Below are 16,861 nucleotides of genomic sequence, written 5' to 3' on the forward strand. Positions count from 1 at the left end.
TATCCCCTCTCTTATCATTGACTCAGTTTGATAGTATAAAGAAACAGGCTAAAAATCAATCACCTCTCTTTGAAAGGAGTAATCAAAATGGAGATCCATATCACAGAACAGGCAGCTGGAAAGCTTTCAGACAAACTGGGAGGCGGTAAGTATTTAAAGCTTTACTATGACACGGAAGGATGCGGCTGCGGAGTGAACGGCATTCCGACATTGTGGATTACAACTGAGGTGTCGGCGGGCGATGTGGAAATACAGACAAACGCGATGCCAGTATACGTGGAAAAGTCTCAAATGTTATTTTATGCAGATCGGTTAACGATCGGTTTGTCCGGTGCTAATCATTATCGGCTCAGCAGCCCGGGAGAAATTTTAAATGGACGGATGAATATAGTAAATCATTCATAAAAACAAATCATTCCCGCTATCTGCAGCGGGAACGACGGTCTATTTCTTTTGGTAATACACATTTAAAAAGCGGTCGATTGCTTTTGCGTAAGCCTCGGGGTTCTCATTATAGGATTGGGCATGAGCGCCTTTGGGAGCGAGATAAATGTCCTTCGGGCCCCTCTTTTGCTCATATAGCTCTTTCGTCATATCCGGGAGAATGTAAGTATCCTCTTCACTATGAATAAAGAGAATAGGCTTTCTAATATTCTTCACTGCGTTAAGTGGAGAAATATCCGACAGACGAAAGCGGCCACGCATTAAAACAGCCCAATTGGTGAGATGGACGAGTAGATGCGGTGCTGCTTTGATCTCGCGTTTCATTTGATGAGCGATCTGGGCTTGGAAATCAGAAAAAGGGCAGTCTGCGATATAAAAATCTGCACGGTCTTCAACGAGGCCAGCATACAAAAGTAAGGTGGCTGCTCCCATCGATTCGCCATGAATGCCAAAGGACACGTTGTTGCCCTCTCGCCGAATAAGCTCATTAACTACTGCCTGCAAATCTTCTTTTTCATAATAACCGTAGCTGGTTGTGCGGCCGCCTGATTCTCCATGGCGACGGTGATCATAAATAATGCCGTTAAAGCCCCGCTCCAGAAATAAATTCATATATTTAATAGAATTTGTTTTTGTTTCAGTGACACCGTGGCAGAAAATCATGTATGGGCCGCCTGGATGAGGAGTGACAAACACAGCGCGCAGCTGGTAGCCAAAAGGAGAATCAATCCATACCGCTTCCTTTGGCAGTTGCTCGTATTGTTTACTATCCAGCCGTTTGGCCTCCACCTCGCGTTGGTAGATGAAGTCTTCGTTTTTCTTTCTCATGTGCAAAATGCGGCTCGATAAATAAAAGCCGGCTGCAACAGTCAGCGCTGCACTGGAGCCAAGCGCTGTTATCCATTTCTTCATTTATGGTCACCTCGGAAATTTAATATTTTCAGTGTACCATTTCTAAAAAGAAAGATCATTTGAACTCGTTGCCTTGTCCTGTGTAAAATAAAAATAATAAGATGGGGAGGAAGAACAGGAACAATGAAAAAGAGAAATCAAACCAAGAAAAATGACAAAAAAGAGGAACAGCTAACATTGAAAGACACGTTGAATGCGGGCATTCTTGAGCAGTTGAAGGAAAAACAAAAGAAATTAAAAGTGGAAGAAGAAGAAAAAAAAGCCGCTGCCGAACAGCAAAAAAAAGAAGAGCGGCGCCGGCGCGAGAAGAATAAGAGCTTTGAGGAATTATTAAATGAAAGCCCCATGGATTGGAAAAAGTTTAAATAAAATTATTTTTTCATAGTCCGGAGCGGCCCATCAGTGGCCGCTCCGTTTGTTTATCGGTGTTGTACGTATTGATTCGCTTTTGTCAGCTGCTGGATAAGCTGGAGTTCTTCTTCTGAAAGAGGAGCTTCTTTCACCGCACGGACATTTTCTTTCAGTTGACTGACAGAGCTGGCTCCTGCAACAACAGCAGCAACACCTTCATGTTGTAATAGATAACGCAGAGAAAGTGCGTTTAACGTACGTGCATCTGAAAGTTTATGCTCAAGTTCATTCAACAGATCAGTAAGTTCTGCTGAAGAATAATCAAGAAAGCCACTTTCCTGAAACTTGCCCATTTTCTCTCTCCAGCTTGTGCTTAGCAAGCCTTTAGCAAGCGGTCCGCGGGCAACAATGCTAATATTATGCTCTTGAAGGAGCGGCAATGCTTGTTCTTCAGGACGGCGGTCCAGCGGGCTGTATTGCATCATTACGCTATCGATAGAAGAACGGGTAGCAAATTCACGAATAACATTTGGACGAATGGAAGAGATACCGTATGCACGGACTAGCCCCTCTTTTTTTAGCTCTTCAAACGCTTCAATTATTTCCTCTATTGGATCGTCTATTGTTCCTCCATGCAGCTGGTAAAGGTCAATATAATCCGTTTGAAGGCGAGTAAGGCTATGTTTCACGGCTTCTTTTATGTATGTCTTTGATGGGTCCCATGACCAGCCTTCTTTGCCTTCTTCCCATCGGTTTCCCACCTTTGTCGCAATGATCACTCGCTCTCGTACCGGCTTGAGCGCAGCACCAACAATTGTTTCATTTAGCCCAAAATCGTATAAGTCCGCTGTGTCAAAATAGTTGATGCCTTCTTCCAGAGCCGTTTCGATAATAGTTTGAGCTGCCTGTTTATCTTTTCCAAGTGACATGCAACCCAGAGCGAGTTCGCTCACGAGCAAATCAGACTTGCCGAGCAGGTTTTTTTTCATTTCATTCAGCTCCTTTCTTCTGTTATCATAGCGAAACGAGAAGCGTTCGCCAAATGATCTGTCCAGTTCATTTCAGCTTATTGAGTATGATAAACTGAATAGGAAATAAAAGGAGTGATGAAGGTGAAGAAATTTGAAGAAAAGACCATTGACACAGAAATAATATTTGAAGGAAAAGTTATTCAGCTGCAGGTGGATAATATTCAACTGCCGGATGGCAAGCAGGCAAAAAGAGAGATTGTGAAGCATCCCGGGGCTGTGGCTATACTCGCATTAACGAATGAGGGGAAAATTGTTCTTGTGGAACAATACAGGAAAGCACTGGAGCGTTCTATCGTGGAAATTCCGGCTGGGAAGCTAGAAAAAGGTGAAGGGCCTGAAGCGACTGCCCGCCGTGAATTAGAAGAAGAAACGGGCTACGTTTGTCAAAGTCTGAAACTTCTGCAGTCTTTCTATACATCGCCAGGATTCGCGGATGAGATTGTTTATTTATATTTAGCAGAAGGATTGACTCAGAAAGAAGAACGGCTGCAGCCGGATGAAGATGAATTTGTTGAATTAATGGAAGTCACGCTGGGGGAAGCAGAGCAACTGATGGAAGAGCAGCGGATTTGGGATGCGAAAACAGCTTATGCTATTCAATATTTACAGTTGCAAAAGGCATTGACAGAGTAAGAGCTGCGTAAGGCAGTCTGCAAAAATCATTCAAACGATTCATGTCATCTAAGCATATCCCCCCTTTTTTGCACATAAATTGAACTAATGGCAAAAGGGGGAGCTTATATGCAGAAAAAGTTATCGTCGATTATGATTGGCCGCCATATTCAGGCCCATGCTTCTATTTATTTATTCGTCAGCGTACTGTTTTTTATGGGAGTAGTATTTGGAGCAATTGTGGTAAATAGTTTATCGCTCGCTCAAAAAGAAGATTTAGCTTATTATCTGCAACAATTTTTTGGACAAGTATCTACCGGACAAATGGCTGATTCCGAGGATTTGTTCCAACAGAGCCTCATGCATAACTTGAAATACTTAGGCTGCATGTGGCTATTCGGTGTTTCTATTATCGGTTTACCGCTAATTTTTATCTTCCTGTTTATGAAAGGGATTGTCATCGGCTTTTCAGTCGGGTTCCTCGTCCAGCAAATGGACTGGCAAGGCTTTTTTTTAGCTGTGGCAACCATTCTTCCACAAAATTTGATTATTATCCCGGCGTTTATTTTTATTGCTGCTATATCAGTCGCTTTTTCCTTACAATTGATAAAGAAAATTTTTATGAGACAGGCTGGGCAATTCTATATTACTACCCTTTTCTCAAGGTACCTCCTCTTCTTTCTGCTGGCAGCTGGGATGGCTGCTTTAGCGGCAGGAATTGAGGCATACATTTCTCCTGCTTTAATGAAAATCGTGATAAAATAATGATTTCTATATGATAATCATTATTAAAAAATATATTGTAATGATTTTATTTTGCAACTTCCTGCCAGTTTGTTATAATAAAAATACATCGGCGAGGGAGGGGCTAAATAATGGAAAGCCGGATCGAACGTATTAAAAAACAATTACATTCTGCGAGTTATAAATTGACACCCCAGCGAGAAGCCACTGTCCGGGTGCTGCTTGAACATGAAGAAGATCATCTGAGCGCAGAAGATGTCTACCTCCTCGTTAAAGAAAAGGCGCCTGAAATAGGGCTGGCAACTGTTTATCGAACGCTGGAATTGCTGAATGAACTGAAAGTTGTTGATAAAATAAATTTTGGAGACGGCGTGTCCCGCTATGATTTACGTCAAGAAGGGGCGGCTCATTTCCATCATCACCTTGTCTGTATCGAATGCGGAGCTGTAGATGAAATTCAAGAAGATCTGCTTGAAGATGTAGAGAAGGTTGTAGAACATGATTGGAAATTTCAGGTAAAAGATCACCGATTAACTTTTCATGGCATTTGCTGGCGTTGTCAGGAAAAAAGCGAAACAGAAGAAATGAACAAAGAATCACTCGAAACACAGCATGCTGAATAAAAAGCCTTTCGCCTGCCGGAAGGCTTTTTATTTTAAATGAAAGTCTGATGTTCTAATCTTCGCCCGCCTGCATAAGCTTGTGTATAAAAAGCAAGTAAGCGGGGGGCGCGCATGTGAAACGGGATTTAGCAAAAGCGATATGGCGGACAGGAAAAGTATTTATTTTCTTTACGGGCTGTACATTATTATTCTACAGTGCGATTGTTTGGGTCCAACATGAATATGAAGAAAAGCACCGATATAAAGAGCCGGAAGGAGAAGCGATGAAAGTAGGTCTTCGATTGGATGAAAGTGCTGATCAATGGCTCGAGCGGCTGCTGCTTTTTTATCTTGATGGGGAGTAGTGACAATGAAAGATCATTTACAAGATTTTATTCATTATATGATTGTTGAAAAGGGGCTGGCAAAAAATACGGTTGCCGCCTATGAACGCGATTTAAAACATTATCTATTATTTTTGGACAAGGTAGAGCAGCTCACTTCTTTAAACGAGGTGACGCGAGGTCACATCGTTCAATTTCTCGGCCACTTAAAATCAGAAGGGAAATCAGCGAAAACAATAGCCCGCCATGTTGCCTCTGTCCGCTCTTTTCATCAATTTCTTTTGCGTGATAAAGCTGTGGAGAATGATCCTTCCGTCCATATAGAACCGCCGAAAATGGAAAAGACGCTGCCGAGAGTGCTTAATTTAACCGAAGTTGAAGCGCTTCTTGAAGCTCCTGATCCTTCCACTCCTTTTGGAAAGCGCGACCAGGCCATGCTTGAGCTGTTGTATGCTACTGGTATGCGGGTTAGTGAATTAACTTCTTTGAATTTGGATGATGTCCATATTACTATGGGGTTTGTCCGCTGTACCGGTAAAGGGAACAAAGAACGGATTATCCCGGTTGGAAAAACAGCTATACATGTTCTGGAAGCCTATTTACAAACAGGACGGCCAGCACTGAAGTCAAAAAAATATACAGAGGAAGCACTGTTTTTAAATCACCATGGCAAACGTTTGTCAAGACAAGGCTTCTGGAAGATTTTAAAGGCGCTTGCCAAGAAGGCAAATATTGAGAAAGAGCTGACGCCTCATACGCTTAGACATTCCTTTGCGACCCATTTACTTGAAAATGGAGCGGATTTGCGGGCTGTGCAAGAAATGCTTGGACATGCCGACATCTCCACTACGCAAATTTATACGCATGTCAGCAAAACAAGAATGAAAGATGTGTATTCCCAGTTCCACCCAAGGGCGTAATGATTCATCAGCAAAATAGCTGCTCTACAAGTGGACGATATTCCCTCCGAATCCCATGGGATTCGGAAGGAATATCGTCCACTTGTAGAGCAGTTTCTTTTTGCTTGTAAAAGCACCCATGATTTCATAAACTTAAATAAGTGGATAGTCGTCAGACATCTGACAGATAAACGATGGATTATTCAAATGCGAATAGGGTATCATGGCAGTAAGAAAACTTAATAAGGGAGGAATTGAAGTGACAGCATCTACATACAAACGCATCCATTTGATTGTGATGGACTCGGTGGGAATTGGCGAAGCTCCTGACGCCGAAAAGTTTAATGATTTGGGAGCGGATACAATCGGTCATATTGCGGAAAGAATGAACGGATTAAATTTGCTTCATATGGAAAAGTTAGGGCTTGCTAATATCCGAGAGATTCAGGGGTTAAAAAAGATGGAGCAGCCGCTTGCTTGCTATACAAAAATGCAAGAAGCTTCAAATGGGAAAGATACGATGACGGGGCACTGGGAAATGATGGGGCTGCATATCGAAACGCCATTTCAAGTATTCCCGGACGGGTTTCCGAAAGAATTAATTGACGAACTGGAAGCAAAAACAGGAAGAAAGGTTATTGGCAATAAGCCGGCAAGCGGAACCGCTATTTTAGATGAGCTGGGCCCTGAGCATATGGAAACAGGAGCAATCATTGTATATACTTCGGCTGATTCGGTTTTACAAATAGCAGCACACGAAGAAATTGTACCATTGGATGAACTTTACCGGATTTGCGAAATTGCTAGGGAATTAACTTTGGATGAGAAATACATGGTGGGTCGTATTATTGCCCGGCCATTTGTCGGCCAGCCTGGTGCATTTGTCCGGACATCCAACCGCCACGATTATGCTCTTAAACCTTTCGGACGCACAGTAATGAATGAACTGAAGGATGCTAACTACGATGTCATTGCCATCGGGAAAATTTCCGACATTTTCGACGGCGAGGGTGTGACAGAATCGATCCGCACTAAATCCAACATGGATGGCATGGATCAATTTATTCGTGTATTTGACAAGGACTTTACTGGTCTTAGCTTCGTTAACCTCGTTGATTTTGATGCGCTGTTTGGCCATCGTCGTGATCCCGAAGGTTACGGCCGTGCACTCGAGGAATTCGATGCGCGTCTTCCGGAAGTATTTGCCCAAATGAAAGAAGATGACTTGCTTATTATTACAGCTGACCATGGCAATGATCCAGTTCATCATGGAACGGATCATACAAGAGAATATGTGCCCCTGTTAGTGTATTCCAAGCGGATGAACGAAGGAAAAGAACTGCCAATCAGAAAAACCTTTGCAGATGTTGGCGCAACGATTGCCGAGAACTTTCAGGTAAATAAGCCGAGTCACGGGAAAAGCTTCTTGCAAGATTTGTCATAAGGAGAGAGATGAATGGTTAAAGAAAAAATAGAACAGGCTGCTGCGTTTTTAAAAAAAGAAAGCAACAAAAATCCCAAGATTGGCTTGATTTTGGGTTCCGGCCTTGGTGTGCTTGCTGATGAAATTGAAAGGCCAGTGAAGATTGATTATAGCCAAATTCCTAATTTTCCACTGTCAACAGTAGAAGGCCATGCTGGGCGGCTCGTATTCGGCACACTTTCCGGGAAGGAAGTAATCGCCATGCAGGGACGCTTCCATTATTATGAAGGATATTCTTTTGAACAGGTTACTTTCCCTGTGCGTGTCATGAAAGCGCTCGGTGTGGAAACCGTCATTGTTACAAATGCAGCAGGCGGCATCAATGAATCGTTTCAGCCAGGGGACTTAATGATTATTACTGACCATATTAACAATATGGGGGGGAATCCGCTGATTGGACCAAATGATAGCGGCCTTGGTGTCCGTTTCCCTGACATGTCAGAAGCCTACAGTAAAGAGCTGCAACAGCTTGCGAAAGAGACAGCGGAAAAAATTAACTTATCTGTACAAGAAGGCGTGTATGTAGGGAACACTGGCCCTGTGTATGAAACACCGGCGGAAGTCCGAATGGCGCGGATACTGGGCGGTGATGCTGTCGGAATGTCCACTGTACCAGAAGTGATTGTTGCCCGCCATAGCAGTATGCAAGTGCTCGGTATTTCCTGTATTTCTAATATGGCGGCAGGCATCCTTGATCAACCGCTTACACATGATGAAGTAATAGAGACGACAGAGAGAGTCCGAGCTGATTTTCTCCGTTATATTAAAGAAATTGTAGGATCAATGTGAGGAGTGATTCCATGAGAATAGTCGACCTTATTCAAAAAAAGCGCGATGGGGAGCAATTGACGACTGAAGAAATTAACTTTATTGTTGAAGGCTATACGAACGGGACAATCCCTGACTATCAAATAAGCGCATGGTTAATGGCCGTTTATTTTCAGAACATGACTGAAAAGGAACGGGCAGATTTAACAATGGCAATGGTAGCATCAGGAGATCAGATCAACCTTAAAGCTATTGAAGGAGTGAAAGTGGATAAGCATTCTACAGGCGGTGTCGGCGACACGACCACACTCATTCTCGGCCCGCTCGTAGCGGCGGCAGGTGTACCGGTTGCAAAAATGAGCGGCCGGGGGCTCGGTCATACGGGAGGAACGATTGATAAGCTTGAAGCGATTGATGGGTTTCATGTAGAGATTACGAATGAGCAGTTTATTGAGCTTGTGAATAAAAACAAAATAGCGATCATTGGACAGAGCGGCAATTTGACACCAGCTGATAAGAAGCTTTATGCCTTGCGCGATGTGACAGCTACTGTTAACAGCATTCCGCTCATTGCCAGCTCCATTATGAGCAAAAAAATTGCTGCTGGGGCCGATGCCATCGTGCTTGATGTAAAAACTGGAGCAGGAGCTTTCATGAAAACTTTGGAAGACTCCCGTGAACTGGCAAAGGCCATGGTGAATATTGGCAATAATGTCGGGCGAAAAACAATGGCGGTTATTTCTGATATGAGCCAGCCGTTAGGATATGCCATCGGCAATGCGCTGGAGGTAAAAGAAGCGATAGATACGCTAAAAGGTGAAGGACCGGAAGATTTGACAGAGCTTTGTCTAGTCCTTGGCAGCCATATGGTCTATGCTGCTGGAAAAGCTGATTCATTGGAGGATGCTCGACAAACACTGATCAAGCTAATCAATAATGGAGAGGCACTGGATAAGTTTAAGCTCTTCATTAAAGCGCAAGGAGGCGACAGTTCAGTAGCTGATCATCCTGAGCGGTTGCCGCAGGCAAAATACAAAATTGAATTGCCTGCAAAAGAGGACGGATGGGTAGCTGAAATCATCGCCGATCACGTAGGAACAGCTGCTATGTGGCTCGGAGCAGGGAGAGCCACGAAAGATTCGGACATTGATCTTGCTGTAGGAATTATGTTAAATAAGAAGATTGGCGCCAGTGTAAAAGCAGGAGAATCACTTGCTACCATTTACAGCAACAATGAAGACGTTGTGCAGGTAAAAGAAGAGCTGTATAAAAGTATTCTTCTTTCTAAAGAAAAAGTAGCACCGCCTATCTTGATCCATGAAGAGATAACAGGCTGACAGGATTTTTTGTAGGCATGTACCTGTTAGTGCAGGCAAAGTTTCATATGCTAGCTGAAAAGAAGCATCTTTTAAAGAGATGCTTCTTTTTTTTGTATAAAAATAAAGAATATGGAAAAAATGGGTGTATATCAAATGGGAATTTTACCACTACACTGGAGGTTATTACATGATGAAGCGAATATTTCTATCAATCGTCGCTATTTTATTTATTTCTTCTGCTGTTTTGCCGTCCTTCGTGGCTCATGCTGCAGAGGAAAAAATCAATATGGCTGAACAGTCAAAGTCTGCCGTCTTATTAGAGCGGGACACAGGGGCCATCTTATTTGAGAAAAATAGCCGCAAACCACTCCCGCCAGCTTCAATGACGAAAATAATGACGATGCTGCTCATTATGGAAGCGATTGAGGATAAAAAAATAAAGTGGGATGACAAAGTCCGTGCTAGTGAATACGCAGCCTCAATGGGAGGCTCACAAATTTTTTTAGAGCCGGGTGAAGAGATGACGGCACGCGAAATGATGCAAGGCATTGCTATTGGATCTGCGAATGATGCCTCCGTTGCCATGGCTGAACGGATAGCAGGAAACGAAGAAATGTTCGTGAAAAAAATGAATCAAAAAGCGAAAGAGCTGGGGCTAAAACAAACAAAATTTAAAAATGCTACAGGTTTGCCGGAGAAAGGTCACTATAGTTCGGCGTATGATATGGCCATCATGGCAAAGGAATTGCTAAAGCATGAGGGAATTACTAAATATACGGGTACATACGAAGCCTATCTGCGTGAAGACAGTGAAAAGAAATTCTGGCTTGTAAATACGAACAGGCTCATCAAGTTTTATCCAGGTGTAGATGGATTAAAAACAGGATTTACAAACGAAGCCAAATATTGCCTGACGGCTACAGCTTCCAAGGGAAACATGAGAGTGATTGCTGTTATTTTTGGTGCGCCGACTCCGAAGGATAGAAATGCTCAAATTACTAAAATGCTCGACTATGGATTTCATCAATATGAGGTCACTCCTTTATATGGAAAAGGAAAGGTAGTCAGTTCCATCCCATTATCAAAAGGGAGCAAAGCAGGTGTACAATTAGAAACAGCTGATAAAATTTCGGTGTTGATGAAAAAAGGAGAGAAGAAAGGAAAGTTTTCAAAAGAAATCAGCCTGAAGAAAGATATACAGGCGCCGGTTAAAAAAGGAGAACAGCTTGGAAAGTTAATCATTAAGCAGGAAGGAAAAGTTGTTTCAAAAACGCCGCTCGTCGCAAAAGAGAACGTTGAGCGAGCGAGCTGGTGGCAGTTCTATAAAAAGGTATTCCATTATTTCTCAAAAACAAACGATGCTTAATGCCGAAAGAACAGCTCTTTTAGCGAATTCATTCTAGTTTTGTCAGAGGGAAGGATTGCATAGCGGAATCGTCGAATTGCTCTCTATTAAGGTTAAAGGGGGACTGTCAATGAGTTTAACAGTAGAGCTTGAAGTAATCGATCAGGTGCTCTGCCTGCGGCTGGCGGGTGAATTAGATCATCATACAGCTGAATCGCTACGCGAACAGGCAAGCGCAGCGATTGAAAAAGAAGGTGTACGGCATATTATATTGAATATTGGCGATTTAACATTTATGGATAGCTCAGGTCTCGGTGTGATTTTAGGGCGATACAAGCATATTAAACAAAAAAATGGAGAGATGGTTGTTTGTTCCATTTCCCCGGCCGTTCGGAGGCTGTTTGAGATGTCAGGGCTGTTTAAGATTGTCCGGATGGAAGCATCGGAACAAGAGGCGCTAGAACGATTGGGGGCTGCCTGCTATGAGAAATGAGATGAATGTTCAATTCAGTGCACTTAGTGAAAATGAGTCATTTGCAAGAGTAACAGTCGCAGCTTTTGTTGCTCAGCTTGATCCGACGATGGATGAGCTTACAGAAATTAAGACTGTTGTTTCAGAAGCAGTTACAAATGCTATCATTCACGGATATGAAGGCAATCCGGCAGGAACGGTTTATATCTCGGCAGTTCTAGAAGATGGAGTCGTTGATCTGATTATTCGTGATGAAGGTGTTGGCATGGAAAATATCGAAGAAGCAAGAGAGCCTTTGTTTACAACAAAGCCTGAGCTAGAGCGGTCGGGTATGGGATTTACTATTATGGAAAACTTTATGGATGAAATTGAAGTGATTTCACATAAAGGAACAGGCACCATCATTCGATTAAAAAAGCAGCTTGCAAATAAAAAAGCCATGTGTAATTAAGGGGTCCGGCTATGGATGTCGAAATAAAAAAACAAAAGACGGAAATTTTATCAGACGCTCAGCTGAAACAATTGATTAAGGAAAGTCAGGAAGGAAACCAGGAAGCGAGAGATACCATCGTCGAGCGCAACATGAGACTCGTTTGGTCTGTTGTCCAGCGCTTTATTAACCGGGGATACGATCCGGACGATCTGTTTCAAATTGGCTGCATTGGCTTGCTCAAGTCAGTGGACAAGTTTAATTTAAGTTATGACGTGAAATTTTCCACATATGCTGTGCCGATGATCATCGGTGAAATCCAGCGATTTATCCGCGATGACGGTACTGTAAAAGTAAGCCGCTCTTTAAAAGAAATGAGTAATAAAATCCGTCGGGCACGTGAGGAACTGCTGAAACTGCACAGCAGAACACCAACTATTCAAGAAATAGCGAGTTATCTGGATATCTCTCCCGAGGAAGCCATTATGGCTCAAGAAGCGGCCCGATCACCATCTTCTATACATGAAACGGTTTATGAAAACGATGGCGATCCTATTACTTTACTTGATCAAATGGCTGATAAAAGCAGCGAACATCCTTTTGATCAAGTCATATTGAAAGAAGCGATCAGGGAATTGGAAGAGAGGGAGAGACTGATCGTATATTTACGCTATTATAAGGATCAGACACAATCAGAAGTAGCCGTCCGGCTCGGAATATCGCAAGTCCAAGTGTCCAGGCTGGAAAAGAAGATTCTTTCTCAAATGAAAGAGAGGATGAATGCTACGTAGAGAGAATAAAACCGATTAGGTATTAACCTAATCGGTTTTATTTCGTCCTGAAAGCTGTGCATGATTCTCTCTCTTCCGCTCATACTAACTACTAACAATTTATTTAACAGGGTGGGAGAATTATGGAAGCTCCGATTTACATCCGGCTTCGCCACCGTATCCGGCACCAAGTGGACTTGCCAGTGCAGCTAAAGGAAATTGCGGAAGTGAGTGCGCCGGAAAACTTATTGTCTGATCTGTCATCTACGGTGATTTACGAAATTAAACAGGAAGATGGACAAATTATTATTATTGATGCCATGACAGTTGTAGAAACGTTAAGTCAGCATTGGCCGAGTATTGATATTCAATTTATTGGGCCCGCTCAGACTATTATCGACACAACGCCGTTATCAAAGAGGTTTTCCTTGCCGCTTTTTTTATTGGTTTGGTGTTTGCTCTTTGTCGGGGCTGCTCTTACCATCATGAATTTTCATGAAGATGTTAGCATGCGCGACGTGCAGATAAAGATATATGAGATCGTTACAGGAAAAAAGACAGATTATCCACTTATTTTTCAAATTCCTTATTCAATCGGTCTCGGAGCTGGCATGGTATTATTCTTTAATCATTTATTTAAAAAGAGATTTAATGAAGAGCCAAGTCCGCTTGAGGTGGAAATGTTTAATTATCAGCAGGATTTAGATCAGTACGTAATTTTACATGAAAGAAAAGAAAGCAGGAACGATGAATGATGGCTCTTCTTCGTGATCTCTTCGTAGCATGGATAGGCTTTGCTGGAGGGCTGGCAGTAGGAGCGGGTTATGTAGGTTTCATTACTGTTCTAGGCATTATTCCCCGCCTTATGCAAATCACAAAAACATGGAAGAAAATTCGAAGCTATGAATGGGCCATTATTTTAGGGGTGATGGCTGGCACACTCATCAGTTTTGTGCCCGTTGCTTTGGGATTGCCAGCGCTTCTGCTCGTTCCCGTTGGGTTATTGAGCGGTATTTTTATTGGTTTGCTAGCCGCGGCGTTAACGGAAGTGCTTAATGTTTTTCCAATATTAGCAAAGAGAATCGGTGTTCATGAATACATTATCGCACTGATGATGGCCCTTGCACTCGGGAAAGTGGCTGGTTCATTGTTTCATTGGCTTTACTTTGTTTATCAACAAAGGGTTTGATCAGACAGCAGGGAGGATTGTACATGATAGATCAGCAATTAAAAGTCCCAAAAGATCCAGAAAAAATGGATCGAATCATGAAAGAAAAGATTGGTCTCGGAGAAAGCTATGATGCCGGGGTTCGAAAGTTTACGATACTCGGGAAACAGGTGCATATTTACTATATAAACGGCTTAGCCGATTCAGATTCTATTATTAAGATTCTCACTGTGCTAACAAGGCTGGATGGAAAAGAAAAAAGAAGTCTGTATGCTGCAGAGACAATTGAAAATCACCTGGCTCATGAGTCGGTCGAGCAAGTTGAAAATGTAGATGAGGTCATTGTCCAGGTGTTATCAGGGCTAATGGCGATCGTAATTGAAGGCAGTGAAAAGGCGTTAGTTGTTGATGTTCGCAGTTATCCTGGCCGTCAGCCTGAGGAGCCGGATACGGAAAAGGTCGTGCGCGGTTCGAGAGATGGATATGTTGAGAATATTGTGGTTAATACCGCTCTGACGAGAAGAAGAATCAGAGACGGCCGCCTCCGTTTTGAAATGACAAAGGTGGGGAAGCGCTCTAAGACAGATATTGCTGTTGCTTACATTGAAGGCGTCGTAGATCCTGATCTTGTTAAAATCGTCAAGCAGGAATTAGATGCCATTGAGATTGATGGCATTCCGATGGCTGATAAAACCATTGAAGAGTTTATCGTCAAACAAGGATATAATCCGTACCCGATTGTTCGTTACACGGAAAGGGCAGATATCGGAGCGGTTCATTTACTGGAAGGGCATGTACTTTTGTTTATAGATACATCGCCAAGCGTCATTATTTTGCCAGCAACATTCTTTCATCATATGCAGCATGCGGAAGAATACCGGCAATCTCCAGCGGTAGGTACTTTCGTTCGCTGGATTCGCTTTATCGGTGTTCTGCTTTCCCTATTCTTATTACCCTTCTGGCTGCTTGTTTCTATTGAACCGGATCTGCTGCCAAAGACTATGGAGTTTATCGGACCGAATAAAAAGACTAATATCCCGCTCTTTCTTCAGTTGTTCATTGCTGATATTGGGATTGAATTTCTAAGAATCGCGGCTATTCATACACCAACTCCTTTATCAACAGCCATGGGATTAATCGCTGCCGTACTTATTGGCCAAATTGCTATCGATGTCGGCTTATTTGTGCCTGAGGTGATTTTGTATGTAGCCATTGCAGGGATTGGTACCTTTGCTACACCGAGCTACGAAGTCAGTATCGCTAATAAGCTGCTCCGCATGCTTTTGCTTGTTATCGTAGCCATATTTAAGTTGCCAGGATTCGTCATTGGCTGCACAGTGATTATTATTTACCTAGCACGTATGCGCGCTCTGAATACGCCTTATTTGTGGCCGCTGCTGCCATTTGATCCGAAAGCATTTTCTCAAGTGTTTATCCGACGAGCTATCCCTGGATCGAAGCTCCGCCCCAGCATTGTTCATCCGGAGGATCCTTACCGGCAGCCTCCACAAAAATAACGATGTTGAGGAGAGGAGAAATGTATGGTATATTACTTTTAACCTAAAATTTGTTTGCTAATAGACAGTCTGCGGAAGAGCAGCTGTCTATTTCTTCTAACTTACACGAGTGATAAAACAACAAGCGAGGCAAACAAAACTCCAAGAATCGAGGTGAGGGTATGCATACATATGGAACAGCCTGTATAAATAAAGAAGGGCATTTAGAAGTTGGAGGAATTGATGTTGTCAGCTTAGCTGAACACTATGGCACCCCTCTGTATATTTATGACGTGGCATTAATTCGGGAAAGAGCCCGAGGGTTTAAACACACATTCGAACAGCTTGGCGTGACGGCCCAGGTTGCTTATGCAAGTAAGGCTTTTGCCGCTGTTGGTATGATGCAGCTTGCAAATCAAGAAGGCTTATCTTTGGATGTAGTGTCCGGAGGAGAGCTTTACACTGCGATGAAAGCTGGCTTCCCGGCTGAACGTATTCATTTTCACGGCAACAATAAAAGCCGGGAAGAATTGATGATGGCGCTTGAATACCGCATCGGCTGCATTGTGGTTGATAATTTTTATGAGCTGGAATTACTGGAGTCCATTTGCAATGAAAAAGGGGAGAAAGTCAATATTTTGTTGCGTGTTACTCCTGGAATTGAAGCACATACTCACGACTACATTTTAACTGGACAGGAAGATTCTAAGTTTGGGTTTGATTTGAATAATGGACAAGCAGAAGAAGCCTTAAAAAGGGCAGTGGAGATGAGGGGAATCGAATTGCTGGGCCTTCATTGCCACATTGGTTCACAAATTTTTGAAACAACGGGCTTCAAATTGGCTGCTGATAAGATTATTAATAAGCTGTCCGAGTGGAAAGATCGCTTCCAATTTGAATCCAAAGTTTTAAATCTTGGCGGAGGGTTTGGCATTCGATATACAGAAGAAGATGAACCTCTTGCCCCTTCCAAGTATGTAGAAGAGATTATTAAAGAAGTACAGAAAAAGACGGCTGAGCTTGGTCTTGCCATGCCTGAAATTTGGATTGAGCCGGGGCGGTCACTCGTCGGTGACGCAGGGATTACTCTATATCGCATTGGGTCTGAAAAATCTGTCCCAGAAGTCAGAAAATATCTGGCTGTAGACGGGGGAATGAGCGATAACATTCGCCCGGCCTTATACGATGCCAAGTACGAGGCTGTACTTGCCAATCGGGCGAACGATCCGATAGAAGAAACGGTATCCATTGCAGGAAAGTGCTGTGAATCTGGTGATATGCTAATCTGGGATTTACCGCTTCCTAAAGCATCGAATAATGATCTTCTTGCAGTCTTTTGTACAGGCGCTTACGGCTATTCCATGGCGAATAATTATAATCGTATTCCGAGACCGCCGGTCGTGTTTGTAGAGAATAGCCAGGCTGAATTAGTGATTAGAAGGGAAAGCTATGAGGATCTGGTCAAGTTAGATTTACCGTTAAATGTAACAGTGAAGCAGTAGCTGCCCGCCGTCGACTAGAGGTGAAATATGTTGAACAAGAAGAATGTATGGCTCTTTATCATATTGCTATTGTTCTCCATTGGATGGGGATGCTATTACGCATTTTTTATTATGAAATAAATGGAAGGGAAGTTGCTTAATTCCCAAAGCTTTAGTAACATAGTAAATG

General features: G+C 42.8%; 20 protein-coding genes. 18 read left to right on the top strand and 2 right to left on the bottom strand.

Annotated elements, in window-relative coordinates; genetic code table 11:
* The first annotated feature begins 87 nt into the window (after positions 1 to 87).
* Positions 88 to 405, top strand: a complete 318-nt coding sequence (locus MKZ02_RS10105; RefSeq protein WP_340853414.1) for an iron-sulfur cluster biosynthesis family protein — start codon at positions 88 to 90, stop codon at positions 403 to 405.
* A gap of 39 nt (positions 406 to 444) precedes the next feature.
* On the opposite strand, the gene MKZ02_RS10110 is transcribed toward MKZ02_RS10105, so the two are convergent.
* The gene (locus tag MKZ02_RS10110) at positions 445 to 1,356 is read right to left on the bottom strand and encodes an alpha/beta hydrolase (protein WP_340853416.1); all 912 of its coding nucleotides are present in this window, start codon (positions 1,354 to 1,356) and stop codon (positions 445 to 447) included.
* Positions 1,357 to 1,479: 123 nt separating this feature from the next.
* On the opposite strand from MKZ02_RS10110, the gene MKZ02_RS10115 reads away from it, so the two are divergent.
* A complete protein-coding gene (locus MKZ02_RS10115) occupies positions 1,480 to 1,725 on the top strand; it encodes a DUF3886 domain-containing protein (RefSeq protein WP_340853417.1) in 246 nt (81 codons plus the stop codon).
* A gap of 50 nt (positions 1,726 to 1,775) precedes the next feature.
* On the opposite strand, the gene MKZ02_RS10120 is transcribed toward MKZ02_RS10115, so the two are convergent.
* Positions 1,776 to 2,696 (bottom strand): aldo/keto reductase, encoded by a 921-nt coding sequence (locus tag MKZ02_RS10120; protein ID WP_340853418.1) that lies wholly within the window; start codon positions 2,694 to 2,696, stop codon positions 1,776 to 1,778.
* Positions 2,697 to 2,819: 123 nt separating this feature from the next.
* On the opposite strand from MKZ02_RS10120, the gene MKZ02_RS10125 reads away from it, so the two are divergent.
* From MKZ02_RS10125 to lysA, 16 genes are all read left to right on the top strand, one after another.
* Positions 2,820 to 3,371, top strand: a complete 552-nt coding sequence (locus tag MKZ02_RS10125) for an NUDIX domain-containing protein (RefSeq protein ID WP_406909003.1) — start codon at positions 2,820 to 2,822, stop codon at positions 3,369 to 3,371.
* Between the two features lie 108 nt (positions 3,372 to 3,479).
* Entirely contained in the window at positions 3,480 to 4,115 is a 636-nt protein-coding gene (gene spoIIM, locus MKZ02_RS10130; protein WP_340853419.1) for a stage II sporulation protein M, read from the top strand.
* Between the two features lie 110 nt (positions 4,116 to 4,225).
* Positions 4,226 to 4,717 carry a ferric iron uptake transcriptional regulator gene (gene fur / locus MKZ02_RS10135; RefSeq protein WP_340853420.1) on the top strand — a complete coding sequence of 164 codons (492 nt, stop codon included), beginning with the start codon at positions 4,226 to 4,228 and terminating at the stop codon, positions 4,715 to 4,717.
* A 113-nt stretch (positions 4,718 to 4,830) separates the two neighbouring features.
* Positions 4,831 to 5,061, top strand: coding sequence for a YqzK family protein (locus MKZ02_RS10140; protein ID WP_120032745.1), 231 nt, complete (start codon positions 4,831 to 4,833; stop codon positions 5,059 to 5,061).
* A 5-nt stretch (positions 5,062 to 5,066) separates the two neighbouring features.
* Entirely contained in the window at positions 5,067 to 5,960 is an 894-nt protein-coding gene (xerD, locus tag MKZ02_RS10145) for a site-specific tyrosine recombinase XerD (RefSeq protein WP_340853422.1), read from the top strand.
* Between the two features lie 202 nt (positions 5,961 to 6,162).
* Positions 6,163 to 7,383 (top strand): phosphopentomutase, encoded by a 1,221-nt coding sequence (deoB, locus tag MKZ02_RS10150; RefSeq protein WP_406909005.1) that lies wholly within the window; start codon positions 6,163 to 6,165, stop codon positions 7,381 to 7,383.
* A 12-nt stretch (positions 7,384 to 7,395) separates the two neighbouring features.
* Entirely contained in the window at positions 7,396 to 8,211 is an 816-nt protein-coding gene (locus tag MKZ02_RS10155) for a purine-nucleoside phosphorylase (RefSeq protein WP_340853425.1), read from the top strand.
* Between the two features lie 11 nt (positions 8,212 to 8,222).
* Positions 8,223 to 9,527, top strand: a complete 1,305-nt coding sequence (locus tag MKZ02_RS10160) for a pyrimidine-nucleoside phosphorylase (RefSeq protein ID WP_340853426.1) — start codon at positions 8,223 to 8,225, stop codon at positions 9,525 to 9,527.
* A 172-nt stretch (positions 9,528 to 9,699) separates the two neighbouring features.
* Positions 9,700 to 10,875 carry a D-alanyl-D-alanine carboxypeptidase family protein gene (locus MKZ02_RS10165; RefSeq protein ID WP_340856378.1) on the top strand — a complete coding sequence of 392 codons (1,176 nt, stop codon included), beginning with the start codon at positions 9,700 to 9,702 and terminating at the stop codon, positions 10,873 to 10,875.
* 109 nt (positions 10,876 to 10,984) lie between these two features.
* Positions 10,985 to 11,347 (top strand): anti-sigma F factor antagonist, encoded by a 363-nt coding sequence (spoIIAA, locus tag MKZ02_RS10170; RefSeq protein WP_120032732.1) that lies wholly within the window; start codon positions 10,985 to 10,987, stop codon positions 11,345 to 11,347.
* Positions 11,337 to 11,777: an anti-sigma F factor gene (gene spoIIAB / locus MKZ02_RS10175; protein ID WP_120032729.1), complete on the top strand. Its 441-nt coding sequence runs from the start codon at positions 11,337 to 11,339 to the stop codon at positions 11,775 to 11,777. Before spoIIAA ends, spoIIAB begins: the two co-directional genes overlap by 11 nt.
* An 11-nt stretch (positions 11,778 to 11,788) precedes the next feature.
* Entirely contained in the window at positions 11,789 to 12,547 is a 759-nt protein-coding gene (sigF, locus tag MKZ02_RS10180; RefSeq protein ID WP_065409185.1) for an RNA polymerase sporulation sigma factor SigF, read from the top strand.
* Between the two features lie 122 nt (positions 12,548 to 12,669).
* Complete coding sequence (locus tag MKZ02_RS10185; protein WP_120032726.1) at positions 12,670 to 13,281, top strand: stage V sporulation protein AA; 612 nt, start codon at positions 12,670 to 12,672, stop codon at positions 13,279 to 13,281.
* Positions 13,281 to 13,715 (top strand): stage V sporulation protein AB, encoded by a 435-nt coding sequence (locus MKZ02_RS10190; protein ID WP_406909093.1) that lies wholly within the window; start codon positions 13,281 to 13,283, stop codon positions 13,713 to 13,715. Before MKZ02_RS10185 ends, MKZ02_RS10190 begins: the two co-directional genes overlap by 1 nt.
* A 23-nt stretch (positions 13,716 to 13,738) precedes the next feature.
* Positions 13,739 to 15,211 (top strand): spore germination protein, encoded by a 1,473-nt coding sequence (locus MKZ02_RS10195; protein WP_340853431.1) that lies wholly within the window; start codon positions 13,739 to 13,741, stop codon positions 15,209 to 15,211.
* A gap of 161 nt (positions 15,212 to 15,372) precedes the next feature.
* Positions 15,373 to 16,692, top strand: a complete 1,320-nt coding sequence (lysA, locus tag MKZ02_RS10200; RefSeq protein ID WP_120032719.1) for a diaminopimelate decarboxylase — start codon at positions 15,373 to 15,375, stop codon at positions 16,690 to 16,692.
* Positions 16,693 to 16,861: the final 169 nt, after the last annotated feature.

The organism is Pseudobacillus sp. FSL P4-0506, from assembly GCF_038003025.1.
In the GTDB taxonomy this organism is placed as follows: Bacteria; Bacillota; Bacilli; order Bacillales; family Domibacillaceae; genus Pseudobacillus.

Coding starts and splice junctions, on each gene's coding strand:
- MKZ02_RS10105 (WP_340853414.1), top strand. CDS start 88: ATGGAGATCCATATCACAGAACAGGCAGCTGGAAAGCTTTCAGACAAA.
- MKZ02_RS10110 (WP_340853416.1), bottom strand. CDS start 1,356: ATGAAGAAATGGATAACAGCGCTTGGCTCCAGTGCAGCGCTGACTGTT.
- MKZ02_RS10115 (WP_340853417.1), top strand. CDS start 1,480: ATGAAAAAGAGAAATCAAACCAAGAAAAATGACAAAAAAGAGGAACAG.
- MKZ02_RS10120 (WP_340853418.1), bottom strand. CDS start 2,696: ATGAAAAAAAACCTGCTCGGCAAGTCTGATTTGCTCGTGAGCGAACTC.
- spoIIM (WP_340853419.1), top strand. CDS start 3,480: ATGCAGAAAAAGTTATCGTCGATTATGATTGGCCGCCATATTCAGGCC.
- fur (WP_340853420.1), top strand. CDS start 4,226: ATGGAAAGCCGGATCGAACGTATTAAAAAACAATTACATTCTGCGAGT.
- xerD (WP_340853422.1), top strand. CDS start 5,067: ATGAAAGATCATTTACAAGATTTTATTCATTATATGATTGTTGAAAAG.
- deoB (WP_406909005.1), top strand. CDS start 6,163: ATGGCAGTAAGAAAACTTAATAAGGGAGGAATTGAAGTGACAGCATCT.
- MKZ02_RS10155 (WP_340853425.1), top strand. CDS start 7,396: ATGGTTAAAGAAAAAATAGAACAGGCTGCTGCGTTTTTAAAAAAAGAA.
- MKZ02_RS10160 (WP_340853426.1), top strand. CDS start 8,223: ATGAGAATAGTCGACCTTATTCAAAAAAAGCGCGATGGGGAGCAATTG.
- MKZ02_RS10165 (WP_340856378.1), top strand. CDS start 9,700: ATGAAGCGAATATTTCTATCAATCGTCGCTATTTTATTTATTTCTTCT.
- spoIIAA (WP_120032732.1), top strand. CDS start 10,985: ATGAGTTTAACAGTAGAGCTTGAAGTAATCGATCAGGTGCTCTGCCTG.
- spoIIAB (WP_120032729.1), top strand. CDS start 11,337: ATGAGAAATGAGATGAATGTTCAATTCAGTGCACTTAGTGAAAATGAG.
- sigF (WP_065409185.1), top strand. CDS start 11,789: ATGGATGTCGAAATAAAAAAACAAAAGACGGAAATTTTATCAGACGCT.
- MKZ02_RS10185 (WP_120032726.1), top strand. CDS start 12,670: ATGGAAGCTCCGATTTACATCCGGCTTCGCCACCGTATCCGGCACCAA.
- MKZ02_RS10190 (WP_406909093.1), top strand. CDS start 13,281: ATGGCTCTTCTTCGTGATCTCTTCGTAGCATGGATAGGCTTTGCTGGA.
- MKZ02_RS10195 (WP_340853431.1), top strand. CDS start 13,739: ATGATAGATCAGCAATTAAAAGTCCCAAAAGATCCAGAAAAAATGGAT.
- lysA (WP_120032719.1), top strand. CDS start 15,373: ATGCATACATATGGAACAGCCTGTATAAATAAAGAAGGGCATTTAGAA.